Raw genomic sequence first — 14,023 nt, forward strand, 5'->3', positions numbered from 1 at the left:
CCACTCGGTATGGACGGCCCTGCTCTCGCCCTGGTCTATTGATCGTGATCCAATAGCGCCCGTGCAGCACTCGGGCTCGTAGCGGGAGTCGCTGAGTTCAGCGGCGCACGACTCGCTGCTCGGACGTCCCGCTCGGTCCTGCGGTCATTTCAGGCGCAGTTGCTGGCCCGGATAGATGAAGTCGGCGTCCTCGACGATGTCCCCGTTCAGCTGGAACAGCTTCTGCCAGCCACCGTTGACCTCGTGCTTCCCCGCGATCTTGCTGAGGGTGTCGCCCTTGACGACCTTGTACTCGCCGTCACCCTTGTTGACCTTACCCGTCGGGGCGGCGACGCTCTTGTTCTTGTCGATGGCCTGGCGCTCGGCGGAGCGGGACGTGTGCTGCTGCTCGGTGGAGCGAGTAGTGGCGCTCTGATCGCGCTGAGGGGAAGCGCTGTCCGAGGAGCCGCTGTATGCGGCCTTCGACAGGCCCTTGCCGCAGTTCGGCCAGGCGCCCTTTCCCTGGCTTGCGAGGACCTTCTCGGCTGTCTCGATCTGCTGGGCCTTGCTGGCCTGGTCGGCGGTGGAGGCGTACGCCGTGCCGCCGTACGCGGCCCAGGTGGAGGCGGAGAACTGCAGACCGCCGTAGTAGCCGTTGCCGGTGTTGATCGACCAGTTGCCGCCGGACTCGCACTGGGCCACGGTGTCCCACTCGGAGGCGGTGGCGGCCGAGGCGCTGCCGGCCGCCATCAGCGGGGCGGCGACGGCGGCGGCACCGGTGACGCCGACGACGGCGACGATGCGAGCGGTCATGGATGGACGAATGCGCTTGCGCGTACCAGATAACTGCATGGATGAATTCCTCACCGACGCCTACGAGGTGAGCTGTCGGGTTCGGACCGGTTGAGTGCCCTGCCATGACTCGCTTCGAGCGAGGCACGGATTCACCCCAAGCCGCGTCGGTCAACTGCCCGGTGCGGCACTTACCTTGGGTCCCCCGCTCCTGCCTACGGCGCTTGACGCGTCGACTGTTCCCGCACCACCGCCGACAGGATTCGGCGTTGCGGCAGGCGGGGCCCGCGGTGGCGAGCGGTCCTGACCGTAGACATGTGATCCGGGGAATTCCAAAAACGATCAAGGCCTCTGAGAGCTATCTCTCACAGCTGAACATATGGACATTCGACGCGAAGTGGTGCGTGAACTCGCGCTGATTCTCGACATTCCGACGTTCAGAGCGGTGGCCTGACCAGGGGAGACGCGAAACGTTTCGTGTCGGCGCTGCTTTTCAGCTGCTGAATGGGCTGAACGGGCTGCTGCAAGGGGTCAGGGTCGTGAGCGAGTGGCGTCCACGCAGTCACCCACTCACTCACGACCTCGCCCCTAGATCCCGGCCGTGATCAGACGTACTGAATTTGCCAGTTCACCCAGTTGGCGTACGGGTCGGCCGATTTGAGGTTGAACTGCTTGCGGGAGTCGCCGTCACAGACGGGGGGTGTGAGCTTGGAGTCGACGTAGTATCCGTTGCGGTACCAGTCGAAGCGCATGACCACGCAATGGTGATCCTTCCAACGGTCCTCAACCCAACCCTTGACGTGAGAGGGGGTCCAGCAGGGCTGGCCGGCTGAGGCTCCCCATTGCATGGAGAACGCCCACCCTGAACCGCACCAGGTACCCGGCGTGCTGTTCTGATCCGCCATTGCGGTTCCCGACGCCATACCTGTTGCCATGAGCGCGGCCGCGACTGTCGCTACGACAGTGGATCTGCGTCGCATGAACTGACCTCCGTTGTTTGACAGTTGGACAGGTATTCGACTCGTGCGCGGCACATCACAGCACGAGAGATTCGGTCCGACCCAGACCTCAAACTGGTCATCTCTCACGTCTTGTCCGGGACGGCGGAAAAATGCCGTCGCAGAGCGTTATTGGCGCATTCAACAAAACGTGTCGGCTTGATACGTCGTCCGCTGGCTCTTCGAAGGATGCTGCGACCGATTTATGCCCGTGACTGGGATGAGCGGTCGACGGCTTAAGCATCGTTCGAAGCGATACGGGAGTGACCCGTGTCACATGAAGAATTTCGCATTTGTGCGTGCGGACTCGGCTGTTCGCGGGTCCTAAGGGTATCCCCGGAAGTTCTCCGTCCGAGGTAGAAACGGAGCCCCCATGGACCGCCCCACTGAGCCAGAGGCCTGCGCACGGCTGATCACCGTGCAGAACAACCTGGTCTTGGTTTCCGCCGCCATTCGACGTGCCGCGACGGATCCATCAGCCCTCTCCATCGCCGTTCCCCGCTCATCCCCCGAGGCATTCTCACGAGCGGTTGCTTCCACGGCCGACAAAATCTGGTCTCGCTGACTGCGCTCTCCTTACGTCTGTCCATTGATCGGCCGGGCCCCGCGACGTTCCCCGCGCGGGGCCCGGTTTATGCCGTCTTTCCAGCCTGGCCACCAAGACAGGGTGTTACCACGAGAGGCGGACGTCGTTGATCACGCGAACGCTGTCCCGGGCGGGACGGCCCCTGATCAAGGACGCCTTATGACAAGTACTGGCACACACACCCGCTCTCTGGGCCCCACGGCACTGCTGACCGCCGCCTGTCTATTACTGAGTGTGTCGCCCGCTTCCGCCGCGAACCCCGCCGGGACCGCGTCGCTCGGATCGGTCGACATTGTCAACGGCGATCGAGCTTCCGTGTTCATCCCCTCGCTGGCTCGCTGCGATGTCAACGGCCCGAGGACGCGCTCATCTGTGGTCGGAGCCATGTCCGGGCCGGGTATCAGGTTCGGCGGTGGGAAAAGCAAATGCACCACATCGGTTGATCCGACGTCGGGCGAGACGACGACGAAGTCGGAAGCCGTGGGCAAGAACTTCGAGCTCAGCGGCCTGCGCTCGGTGGGTGGACCCGCGATCAGGATCGGAGACTTCAGAGTGACCTGTATCGCCACATCCCACGGCACCTTGGCCGACTGGACCATCAGCGGGCTGTCGGGAATCTCGGGCTTGCCTGATTACATCCCGGCCAACTACGTGCATCCCATCCGGAGGAAATCGGACGGCAAGCTCCTCGCGCATGCCGTCTTCAACGAGACGACGCTGCCGACGGCCGATGACGGCAGCATCGACCTCAACGCGCTGCACATCAAGTTCCTTCCGGAAAGCCGGATCACCGGCGAGGCAACCGTTGGCACGGTGGCTTGCTCACCGACTGACTGACGGTCATCAGGCCCCCTGCCGACTCTGGCACGCACCAACGGCCAGCAAAGGGACGCGGTCATCCGGTGCTGATCGCCGGGCCGCTCACCCCTGTCCGGGCACCGGAGACAACGGTGATGTCGTACCAGCGGTTGCTGGCGCGCAGGTCGACAGTGTGATCGATGATGCCGAATGCCATCACGCACAGGGTCCTTTCAGCTCCCCCATAGGCGTTGCGCATAGTGAGATCGACGTCGGTCGCACCTGTGTTCGCGAGAGTGAGTCGCCCAGGAAACCGTTGGGGCCGAACACCGAAAGGTCCTAGCTGCCAGCGGAGATCGTCTTGCCAGCCTCGGTTGTATACGTCCAGGGGCCGTACGAATTCGGGCGGTTGCCGGGGCGGACGTGGAAGCGTGCGGCGGCTTTGGGGCCGCCGCTGAAGGTGAGGCGGAGCCTTTCGGCGGCTGCGCCGAGGGAACTGTCCACATAAGGGGTGTACGGCAGCGGGCGCGTGGGCCGGCAGCAGGGTTCCTGTTTGGGCAGGGCAGGGTGGCGGGCGCGAGCGGAACGTACCGGGGCCCTGACTCTTGGTTCGGCGGCTCGTAGGCGGCGGCGCCGGGGAGGGCAGGCCGGTCGGTGTTCTTGCCGCTGAAGTCGGAGGCGGAGGTGAGGTCGCCTGCCACGGTGCGCCGCCAGGGGGAGATGTTGGGCTCGTGGACACCGAACCGCTGGTCCATGAACCGGATGATTGAGGTGTGGTCGAACACTTCGCAGCACACGTATCCGCCGGTGCTCCGGGGCGATGCGACGACCATGGGGACTCGGTGGCTCATGCCGTAGTGTCCGGCGGAGAACCTGGGGTTGCCCGGGAAGTATTCGTTGGCCGCGGAGACAGTGGACTTGCCCGGTGCGGCTGACACGGGGGCGTATGGCGGCACCACATGGTCGAAGTAGCCTTCGTGCTCGTCATAGGTGACGAACAGGGCGGTCTTGGCCCACACTCTGCGGGTTCGAGGTGAGCGCGTCGAGAGCGTTAGCGAGGTACCAGGCGCCGTAGTTCGCCGGCCAGCTGGGGTGTTCGGTGAAGGCTCCGGGGACGGCAATCCAGGAGATCTGCGGCAGTCTGTCGGTCGAGACATCGGCTCCGAGTACGACGAAGTATCCTTGACCTCACTTGGCGTTGGTACCCCGACGCGCCTTCTCGTAGAGCGGGTGGCCCGTCCTGGCATTGCGGAACTTGTTGAAAAAGAGCAGCGAGTTGCCGATGAAGTTCTCGTTCATCCAGCCCCAGTTGCCTGCCGCATCCAGGCCGTCGCCGATGTCTTGGTAGACCATCCAGGAGATCCCGGCCCCCTCCGGTCGGTCGGCGTACGTAGTCAAGCCGTATCCAAGCTCCGCGTTGTCCAGGACCGGGCCGCCGCCCTTGGCGTCGTTACGCCATCGCGCTCTCGGGCTGGACACCTAACCACCGGTCGTACTTGCCGTTGTTGAACGCGGCGTGAACTCCGGCCCACGTTTGGTTGTACCCCGAAATAAACTGCATGCCGAGGTCATCGGCCTACGGATGGAAGGGCAGCACCTCCATATTCGGGCCCTACTGGCGCCGACCGGATGTGCCGCTGGGCAGTGAGTCCGGGGGAGGGTCACCGAAGCCCCGAACGCCCCTGATTGTTCCGAACCGGAAGAGTGATATGCGGGCAAGGTTGCGGCTCGGCTGAGGCTTTCGGAGAGCGTCGCGAACGCAGCAGTGCCGCCAGCAGGCTGGAGGAAGCGGCGCCGGTTCAATTCAGGCATGGGGAAATTCACCTCGTGAAATGCGGGTTGGGCCTCTGGAGCTGCGGCAGGGAAGGCAGGCAAAGGCTCGCAGCGCCTGGCTCCGCAAAACCCCGCCAGAGTGGCGCGTCGCAGTGCCGTGCTGGTGAACGAGAAAGCCGTTGGCTGCCCGGCTTGTCACCACACCGGCCGGCTGCGTGCCGCACTGCCCGCCCGAGCGTCGCAGAGTCCTCTGGCGTGAGGGCGGAAGAGCCCTCCTGACGGAACCAGTTCAGGGCTGAACGGAGGAGGCGGGCTCCCGGATGGGTGGCCTTACAGGGCAGGAGTGACCGGGATGCATAATATGTCCCTTTAAAGGAGCTAGTCATAAGTTCCCCTAAATGAGGAGGTTGTGTTGTACGACAACGGTTCGCAGCTTGCGGCCACCGGGGCTGGCGTGTCTGTTCTGGGCATGACGCTCGGTCTGGGCTGGTTCACACTTCTCGCCGCGGTTCTGGTTGTGGGCGGCTTAGTGGGCCTGACCGCGCTCACCTGCCGCAACGGGCAGAGCTGAGAAGGGGGCGGGGTCATGAGGCTGAGACACTCAGGCCGACGTGCAGATTCATGCCGAGGGTCGTGGCAGTGGGTACCGGCCAGGCAGTGCGGACTTATGCGCTCGTGTGACCGCCCGCGGCGGCCAACCGAGCAGGAAGTCGCAGCCCGCGGCTGGTGCGGCTTACCCATTGGCGTTGCTGGCCTCGCCCCTCAGCTCACACCTCAGGCCGCGGCCGGATCAGTCCGGCCGCGGCCTGAGGTCATGTGCCGCCACCGCGGCATCCGCGCACCTCGTCTCGGCGGCGCCCCCGAATACTGCTGGAGCGCGAAGGATCTGAGGCAGAGATGACGCGTCATCCAGGTTTATATTCGACGATTCTCGGCTTATGGCTATGTCTTCTGGCATTGCTCATCTGGCAGTTTGAGCCGGAGGCGCATCGGGCCTTCGCGCGGTCCACCGCGATCGGAGTGACGGTCGTCTCCAGTGGCCTCTTCATCGGCTACTTCTGGCTCAATGGTATCAAGGACCTCGTCTACACCCTCACTTTCCATCGCTATCGCGACCAGCTGCAGCCCAAGGTCCCCGCGCAACCGCGAGCCGACGGCAACTGGCCGAGGACCATCCTGGTTTACTGCACCTGCGATGACTTCTGCGCGGAGTCGCTTGAGGCTTCGATGCGGCAGGACGCTCCACAGGTGAGCACGGTGATCCTGGACGATTCAAAAACCGATGAGTTCCGCCGTCAGGTGGATGAGTTCGCCGCCGAGCACGGCGTGGAGGTGATCCGGCGCACCGACCGCGTCGGGTTCAAGGCGGGGAACCTCAACAACTTCCTGCGGCAGGCTGACTTCGACTACTTTGTCATTCTGGACAGCGACGAGATCATCCCGCCCAACTTCGTGACCCGTTGTCTGGACTACTTCGAGCATTACCCGAACGCGGGGATCGTGCAGGCCAATCACGAGGCTACCCGCAATCGGAACACCTTCATGCGCCGCTTTCATCCCGGGGTCGCTTCGCACTGGCTCGCCTACCAATGCGTCAAAAACCGGTTCGGATTTCTGTCCCTCCTGGGGCACGGCGCCATGGTCAGTGCTTCCTGCTACCGTGCGGCTGGCGGCTTCCCGCACCTGGTCGCAGAAGACCTGTGCTTCAGTATCGAAGCCCGCGCGGCCGGCTACCTGACTGTGTTCGCGCCGGACATTCTGTGCGAGGAGGAGTTCCCGGTCTCCTACATGGCCTTCAAGCGACGCCACAACAAATGGACTCAGGGCAACATGGAGTTCATCAAGAAGTACACATGGCGGATCATCTCCAGCCCTATGCGCTGGTTTGAAAAGATGGACATCGTCATGTTCAGCTACAGCCTGCCGCTGACCAGCCTGTTCAGTCTGTACGTGGTCATCAACGTCATCGTCTTGCCGGCGCTCAGCTACTCCGTGCACTGGCCACTGTGGATGCTAGTCCCGACGGTGTTGTTCATTGTCGCCCCGATGCTCAACGACATCCTCAGCCTGCGCAAGACCATGCGCGCCGGCGCGCTTGCCTCGTATTTGCTTCACACGGTGCTGCTGTTCGGCTCGATGTTCTTCATCAGCCTTCGCGCTTCCTTCAAGTCGCTGTTCGGGTCATCGGTCTTCCTTGTTACCCCGAAGCAGGGGACGCGCGTCACCTGGCGTCAGGCCGTGCGCTTCAACTGGCCCGACCTGCTGTTTGCTGCGGCACTCACCGCGACATGCTTGTGGTTCACCCACAGTGTCCTGCCGGTTTTGCTCATCACCGTACCGACAACAGCCGCTCTCTATCTGGCCCGTATGCACATGCGCGGCCACCAGCAAGCGGAGGCCGGTCAGTGAGTCGCTCGTCCCGGTTGGTGCGTGCGGTCAGGCTCCTACTCGCCGCTATAGCGGGGGTGGCCGTGACCGTCGGGCTGGCTCTGGGCGGCTACACAGCATGGCTGGTCTGGGGTACCAGTTCCCAGCCCAGCCGGGCCCAGCAGGCGCGCACTGTTCAGGTCGAGAAGGATCTGACGCGCAGTACGCCATCGCCGAATGCCGGCCCAGATGCCCCCGCGGTGATGCGCATCCCCGCCCTCGGAGGCCGTTGGGCCTATCCCGTGTACAACGGCACGGCCGCCAAACAGCTGAACAAGGGATTGGGGCACTACCGCAGCACAGCCGGCCCCGGTCAGGTCGGCAACTACGCTGTCGCCGGACACCGCTCGTCCAACTCCGGATTCGCACCGTTCGCCGAACTTCCGGACCGCATCAAACGAGGATCCCGCATCATCGTGACTGCCCCCACCGGCCGCTACACCTATACCGTCACCAAGACCCAACACGTCACGCCCGACGCCGTACGGGTCCTCCGCCCTGACCAAGGCCGCGGCGCCGACCCCAAAAAGCGCCTGATCACCCTCATCACCTGTACGCCGCGCTACGGAAGCACCGGCCGTTTCATCGTCTACGGCCATCTCATCTCGCACCAAAGGCCCAAGTGACGGGGTGTTGCACTCACTTCCGCGGAAGCGCGGTCCATTCCTACGCTTGTACCAGCTACTCTTTGTGAGCGTTTACGAGCAGAGCGTTGGGACGGTGATCGCGCCGCCCGCGCGGTCACCGTTTCGCCAGCCACCCTGGGCCCTTCTTGCCGGCCGGGGAGCCACTGCGTTTTGAGCAGTCGGCACAGTTGAAGGGCTGTTGCTGTACGTTAGCCCGCCGCAGTCAGGGAAATCTGGGCATTGCGTAACGAATGCTCCGTGGCGGTGTCAGATGGAGTGACAGCGCGCATAGCCATCGATCCGGGGCGCCGAGGGCGACCAAGGCCCCGGTCGCTGGTGGCCGTATGACCGAGGTGCTCGCGCCCTGAGGGGCTGGGTTCGCCTCTGGCGTGGTCATGGCCATGGGATCGGCACGCTGCGTGTGCGGCTCTTGAAAGAAGGTGTCCTGTGGTTGCCATCCCAGACCTGCTGGCTCGGCTGCTGAAGTGCTCCGTTGATTTATTACACGACAAGCTCTGCCCGTGCACGCACTTCAACCACATCGAGACGGTCGACGAGCTCCAAGCGCCGCCGCACGAGTTGGCTGACCACGACTGGCAGGGCGGCGAGCACGACGGCTTGAGCGCGGGCTGGTGACGACCATGAGCTTCACCCAGAAACACAAGAGGTATTACTGCCCAGTGTGCGGCACGGTGCGCGAAGCGTACAGGCACTGGGCGCAGGGGTGGATCGTGGACGACCACACCCTCTTCACCCGCGACGCGTGGAAGACACAGCACTGCCCTGGCGGGCCAATAAACCCCGAAACAGATAAAGCTCCATGAGGCAGGCGCGGAAGGAGGCCCCGTGGAAGAGATACCGATGAGCGACCTCAAGATCGAACGACACGACCGTGTGGTGACTGTAAGGCTTGACCTGCACATTCTCAATGTGCTGAACCATGAACTGCTGGCCGAAGTCCTCGACATTCTCCGGCCGTTGGACTCGGATCCCGACGTGGGCTGCTTCGTAGTCGCCGGCCGGCAGAGGCTTTTCGAGGCGGACCACGATGTGATGAGCGTGGCCGGAGAGTCAGCCGCTGAGATGGCTGTGGACGACTGCTCTGCCATCTGGGAAGAGTTCGCACGACTGCGTACACCGAAGGTCGCGGCCGTTGACGGCTGCGCCCTGGGCAGTGGCTGCGAACTGGCCACGATGTGCGATGTCATCATCGCGGGCGAGTCAGCCGTCTTCGGCCAGCCGGAGATCAAATTGGGTGCTCTCCCGGGCGTCGGCGTTACCCAGCGCTTGACCCGTCTCGTCGGCAGGTCCAAGGCGATGGACTTGATCCTCACCGGTCGCGCCATGAGCGCACCGGAGGCAGAGCGTTGCGGCCTGGTCTCTCGCGTTGTTGCCAACGGCCAGGCCCTCGCGGAGGCACAACAGCTGGCCATGGTGATCGCTTCCTACGGCGGCGCGACAATCAACGCCGCCCGGGAGTCCGTCGACCGAGCCCTGAAAACCAGCCCTGGGGACGGCGCCCTCTGCGAACCTCGCGCATTCGCCCCGTTCACTCTGGAGCAAGGACGGATAGGGAAGGTACCGCAGCAGCGCCCGCCCCACTTCTGGAGTTGACTCACTCGGAGACCGGCAGAGAGCGCCGGAAGAGAACACCGACTGCGTGGAGGCGGTCTCGGCCTGCTCCTTCGTGCTGGCCAGAGCGCGAGTTCAACGAGCGCCACACGCCCGCGATCAGCGATGGGCGCTCATGCGGCGAGTATGGCTGTACGGGCGTACCGTCGGAAACATGCGGATTGTCATCGCCGGTGGTCCCGGCCGGATCGCGTCGAGCCCGGAGCGCCTCCTCCCCGTACCTGGGTACCCCGTTGATCATCCGCAAGTCCGAGCTCATCTGCGTGTCAACGGCGAGGCGTGGCCCTATCCGACGCGGCGAGGTGACGGCCGTACTGACGGAGCCGGTCTACACACCCACGACGGCGGTGAAGTCAGTGGTGGTGGATTGAGAATGGGCGTGTATTCGGTTAAGGCCCACCCGCACTGCTCGACCCCGGACCAGCGGGACTGGGCATGCTCATGAACAGTTGGCTGCCAAGAACATTGCTCGCCGGACTGCTTGTCGGTCTCTGCTGTGTCAGAGCTGGTGCCACTACCGATACAGAGCCGTTCTGGATCAACCCCGACTCTTCCGCTGCCCGGCAAGCAGCTGAATGGCGCGGTGTCGGCCGCACGGCGGATGCCGCGCTCATGGACCGCATCGCCACCCGTCCCCAGGCGGAGTGGATCACCGGGCTGAATCCGCAGTCCGTGGTGGAAGCCCGTACAAAGGCCGCTGCGCGCGCCGGGCGAACCGCGGTGCTGGTGGCGTATCACATCCCGAACCGTGACTGCGGGCAGTACTCGGTCGGCGGTGCCCAGGACGCTGCGGGCTATCGCGCCTGGATCGAGCAGTTCGCGGCCGGGCTCGGTGACCGGACCGCATACGTGATCGTCGAGCCGGACGCGGTGGCACAGGTCGTGGCAGGCTGTCCGGCGGTAGCGGCGGCCGAGCGCTATGGGCTACTGGCGTACGCGGTCGACCGGTTGAAGCGGCAGCCCAACACACGCGTCTATCTGGACGCGGGCAATGCCGGCTGGATCCCGCAGGCCGGCCGACTGGTCGGCCCGCTTAGGGCCTCGGGGGTCGCTCAGGCCGACGGTTTTTCCTTGAATGTCTCCAACTTCCAGACAAACGAGGTGAGTCGGCACTACGGCGACCTCCTGTCGAGTCATCTGGGCGGCAAACACTACGTGGTGGACACCAGCCGCAACGGCAAAGGACCGTACCCAGGCTCGGATTCGGAAGGGTGGTGCAATCCGCCCGGACGGGCCTTGGGTGTTCCGCCCACGGACCGCACCGGTCACGCTCTCCTGGACGCCTACTTGTGGATCAAGCGTCCCGGCGAGTCCGACGGGACCTGCGGCGGGGGACCGGTCGCGGGGGAGTGGTGGCCGTCGTACGCCCTCGAACTTGCCCGCAACGCACATGAATGAGCAGGGCCGCACCGTTCAGGCCTCGGATGGACCGAAGCGACTCAAGTGACTGAGATCCGCGGTCCAGTGGCCGTTCCTGCCGAGTCCGGCTGGCCATGCGTGCCGACCGTGCGTGAGGCTCCATGACGTCGAAGGCCATCGATCTTGATCAACGAAGAAAGGGGCTGGATGAGTCCCCGTCCCCCTCCGGGAGCGGAGGGCCAAGGAAACCCGGAGGGGGAGGGCCCAACTCAGACATACATAAGAGGCGTCTCAGGCGGCTTTATGACGCTGTTGCCGTCCAGCGCGCTCAAAGAACACGACGATGTTCATCAGCAGTGACATAACGAGACAGCGACTGTGAATTCTCCTGTTTTGACCTACTCTAGTGAGGGGTGTCAACGCCAGGTCCTGCCGCCCGACGAGGTCTCCTGGCGCGTTCCGCCCGGCAGGTAGTCCCCCTTGGCCTGCTCGGGCGGTTCGCCCCTGCTCGGCTCGGCCTTCGCCGTAAGAACCCCGCCTCTGCCAGGGCCATGTGACGGCCAGGAGAGCCCCCTGAGCTACGAACCGGGGCAGCAGACGGTCGGTGAGCTCTGTTTCTTTCCGTCGTGCGGCGTCATTCGAGTGGCCAAATGTTCTGCGGAGCCATTCCGAACCCGCAGCCGCGGTAACCCTTTCACCGCTTCAGATCCGATCCGGTGGTGAAAGCCGTCCACAGTCAGAAAGCGCCCGCATCCCTAGCGACCATGCGTAGTTGGACAGGAGGATTTCCTCCTTCAAGGACGGTGTATGCCCATGAACTGCTGTAGCCGCCTCTTGTGCGTCCTCTACGTCGCTACCAGTGCCCTTCTTGCCGGCATCGCAGGTCTCGAACTTCGGTACGGCCCGTTGTGGACGGCATGTGTCTTCGCTGCCGCCGCTCTCGTCCCGGTTATCGCAGTTGTACGCGAGACCATGATCTGCGACGAGCGACGGCATATGAGGGAGGTGACGTCCAAGCGGGCCAGGCACGGTAGTGAAGCCGTCGAGTCGATCCTCCAGGCGGCACTGGAGGCCGCGTGCTGCGAGCGCTGGTGGACGAGCCTTGGCCGCAATCATGACACGGGCTGCCAGAAGACGAGGAGCAGCGCCGCCTAGAACTCCCGGTCGGGGACCGACGCGAGAGCCAGCTTGGACATCGCCCTTCGTGCTCTTCCCCTTGAACTTGTTGAGCATTCGACTGAACGCATCGATCAACCCGCGCCGCGGCGGCCGCCCTGACTGCATCACGCACGCCAGCCATGTCCGCTGCACCGGCGCAGGCCGGGACTCACACATCCGTGGCCCCCGATCCCGCCTGCCAGAGACGCCGCCCCGTTATGCCCATCGCCAGTGCGCGCCAATCCGGATATGCCCGCGACCGTCACCAGAGTCACCGTGGATGCCGTCTGCAAGAAACCGTCACCGGCATCACCGTCAAGCTCGCAGGCGCCGCCCCGGGTGGTGCACTCGATCCAGGTCCTCGGCGACAACGCGATTCACGTCGCGCTGCCCAGCCCTGGGCCTGTCCGCCTGGGCCCGGCCACCGGCGAGGAGTTGGGTGCGCTCGAGCGCAAGCTGAGGGCTCCACGAACTCGAATCAGCTCGCGCCCCCGCCCCGAGGTCGTCACGGGGCAGGGGCGCGGCAGGAAACCGTCGCTAGGAAGCGGGCTTACCCGTAGTAGCCGCCACCCGAGTAACCACCGCCAGGTGCGGCTTGCCACCTGCTCTGGTCCTGCTCAGCCTGCTGAGCCGTCCCGGTGACCGCAAACTGGGCTGCTTGCTGCCAGGTGTTCCCGGCGCCGGCTTGCTGCGAACCCAACGCATCCGCCCCCTGCTGACGCCATGCATCGGTGCCAGCCGTGTGCGGTGCACTCCCTGCAGCAGAATTATCCGCACCACCCGAGGTATGAGTACCGCCCAGGGTGTTCCAACCGCCCGCAGCCGAGCCGTCCGTCGCACCGCGAGCGCTATCCGCAGCCGGAGCCTGGGCAGTCGAACCGGCGTGCTGATACGGGTTCTGGCTCTGCGTGCCAGTGGGCGACTGCGGCAGATTCGATTCTTCTGTTAGAGCAGCCTGCTGCACACGGGCCTGCCCCTCCTGCTCAGTCTGCTGCTGCCCTTGCGCCGGCCGCTCCTTCTCCACCGGCGTCCACTGGCCCTGCCACTTGCCGTCGACCAGCTTCCAGTCACCCTGCCAGCCGTCTCGCTGCCAGCTGCCTTGCCACTGCCCCTGGCTGTTGCGCCGCCACTCACCTTGCCAGCCGTCCTGCGGAGTTCGAGGCTGAGGCTGCTTGACGACAGGCTCATTCTGCTTGGGGCCGGGCTGCTGTGTGGGCGGGGTGAGGGGGGCGGTCGGCCCCTTTGACGACTGGCCGTAAATCTTTGCTACTGCCGCCGTCTCATTGGCAGACGGTGTTCCAGGAGCCCCACGGTACGCAATCGTCGGTCTCATGACTTCATCAGAGTTCCCAGGAACGGAATCTCTGCCCCCTGTCGCATGGCCAAGCCCCAGGGCGTGCCCTATCTCATGGGCAACAACACCCAGCTTCTGCTCATCGTTGGCCCGGCCATGCCACCAGTCGGAGTTGAGGGTGACCCGTTGACCGTGACCACACTGGACACGCGTGAAGGTGCAGTTGTCGCCCGCCAGCCCGGCCAGCCCGCGGTTGAGCCTGGCTACGTTGAAAAGCAACGCAGGGGTACCGCCCTGCGATCCTTTCGTGAACCACGGCGCGGTGGTGCCTGTCTGCTTACGCAGCGCCTGGTCCCAGTTTTGAACCCCCTGGAGAATGATGTGCTGCGAAGCCGGATCGACACCATTCATGTAGTCCCAGGTGATCACTGGCGGTTGTCCAGTGCCCGAGCCTGTTCCCTTCAAGGCGGGGGCGTGCGTGCCCGAGCCTGAGGGCAAGGTGTTGACCTGTGCAGACGCGTTTGTCGCTCCGGCTAACAAGCCTGCGCATATGGGTGCTGCAACCACGCTGCCGCGCAGCACTCGCGTCTGCGCCGAGGAG

10 protein-coding genes, 1 pseudogene and 1 riboswitch are annotated in these 14,023 nt (G+C 64.5%); of the genes and pseudogenes, 7 read left to right on the top strand and 4 right to left on the bottom strand.

Going from position 1 to position 14,023, the window contains the following annotated elements; translation table 11 throughout:
• Positions 1 to 144: 144 nt before the first annotated feature.
• The gene (locus tag ACZ7NC_RS32160) at positions 145 to 831 is read right to left on the bottom strand and encodes a transglycosylase family protein (RefSeq protein ID WP_471493202.1); all 687 of its coding nucleotides are present in this window, start codon (positions 829 to 831) and stop codon (positions 145 to 147) included.
• Positions 832 to 834: 3 nt separating this feature from the next.
• Positions 835 to 1,004, bottom strand: a riboswitch (cyclic di-AMP (ydaO/yuaA leader).
• A gap of 372 nt (positions 1,005 to 1,376) precedes the next feature.
• Entirely contained in the window at positions 1,377 to 1,529 is a 153-nt protein-coding gene (locus ACZ7NC_RS32165) for a hypothetical protein (RefSeq protein WP_471493206.1), read from the bottom strand.
• Between the two features lie 1,060 nt (positions 1,530 to 2,589).
• Here ACZ7NC_RS32165 and ACZ7NC_RS32170 point away from each other — a divergent pair.
• A complete protein-coding gene (locus ACZ7NC_RS32170; protein ID WP_471493208.1) occupies positions 2,590 to 3,192 on the top strand; it encodes a hypothetical protein in 603 nt (200 codons plus the stop codon).
• A 58-nt stretch (positions 3,193 to 3,250) separates the two neighbouring features.
• Here the strand turns inward: ACZ7NC_RS32170 and ACZ7NC_RS32175 are convergent.
• Positions 3,251 to 4,965, bottom strand: a pseudogene (locus tag ACZ7NC_RS32175) (alkaline phosphatase family protein).
• A 373-nt stretch (positions 4,966 to 5,338) separates the two neighbouring features.
• On the opposite strand from ACZ7NC_RS32175, the gene ACZ7NC_RS32180 reads away from it, so the two are divergent.
• From ACZ7NC_RS32180 to ACZ7NC_RS32205, 6 genes are all read left to right on the top strand, one after another.
• Positions 5,339 to 5,497, top strand: a complete 159-nt coding sequence (locus ACZ7NC_RS32180) for a hypothetical protein (protein ID WP_471493212.1) — start codon at positions 5,339 to 5,341, stop codon at positions 5,495 to 5,497.
• A gap of 326 nt (positions 5,498 to 5,823) precedes the next feature.
• A complete protein-coding gene (locus tag ACZ7NC_RS32185) occupies positions 5,824 to 7,335 on the top strand; it encodes a glycosyltransferase family 2 protein (RefSeq protein ID WP_471493214.1) in 1,512 nt (503 codons plus the stop codon).
• 62 nt (positions 7,336 to 7,397) lie between these two features.
• Positions 7,398 to 7,979, top strand: a complete 582-nt coding sequence (locus tag ACZ7NC_RS32190; RefSeq protein ID WP_471493217.1) for a sortase — start codon at positions 7,398 to 7,400, stop codon at positions 7,977 to 7,979.
• Positions 7,980 to 8,426: 447 nt separating this feature from the next.
• Positions 8,427 to 8,615, top strand: coding sequence for a hypothetical protein (locus ACZ7NC_RS32195; protein WP_471493220.1), 189 nt, complete (start codon positions 8,427 to 8,429; stop codon positions 8,613 to 8,615).
• Positions 8,616 to 8,825: 210 nt separating this feature from the next.
• Positions 8,826 to 9,593: an enoyl-CoA hydratase-related protein gene (locus ACZ7NC_RS32200; RefSeq protein WP_471493222.1), complete on the top strand. Its 768-nt coding sequence runs from the start codon at positions 8,826 to 8,828 to the stop codon at positions 9,591 to 9,593.
• Positions 9,594 to 10,052: 459 nt separating this feature from the next.
• Positions 10,053 to 11,009, top strand: coding sequence for a glycoside hydrolase family 6 protein (locus ACZ7NC_RS32205; RefSeq protein WP_471493267.1), 957 nt, complete (start codon positions 10,053 to 10,055; stop codon positions 11,007 to 11,009).
• Between the two features lie 1,669 nt (positions 11,010 to 12,678).
• Here the strand turns inward: ACZ7NC_RS32205 and ACZ7NC_RS32210 are convergent.
• A complete protein-coding gene (locus ACZ7NC_RS32210; protein ID WP_471493224.1) occupies positions 12,679 to 13,851 on the bottom strand; it encodes a hypothetical protein in 1,173 nt (390 codons plus the stop codon).
• Positions 13,852 to 14,023 lie beyond the last annotated feature (172 nt).

It is taken from the genome of Streptomyces sp. NPDC111802, assembly GCF_055634335.1.

Excerpts from the sequence above, each read along its gene's own strand:
- ACZ7NC_RS32160 (WP_471493202.1), bottom strand. The coding sequence starts at position 831 with ATGCAGTTATCTGGTACGCGCAAGCGCATTCGTCCATCCATGACCGCT.
- ACZ7NC_RS32205 (WP_471493267.1), top strand. The coding sequence starts at position 10,053 with ATGAACAGTTGGCTGCCAAGAACATTGCTCGCCGGACTGCTTGTCGGT.
- ACZ7NC_RS32185 (WP_471493214.1), top strand. The coding sequence starts at position 5,824 with ATGACGCGTCATCCAGGTTTATATTCGACGATTCTCGGCTTATGGCTA.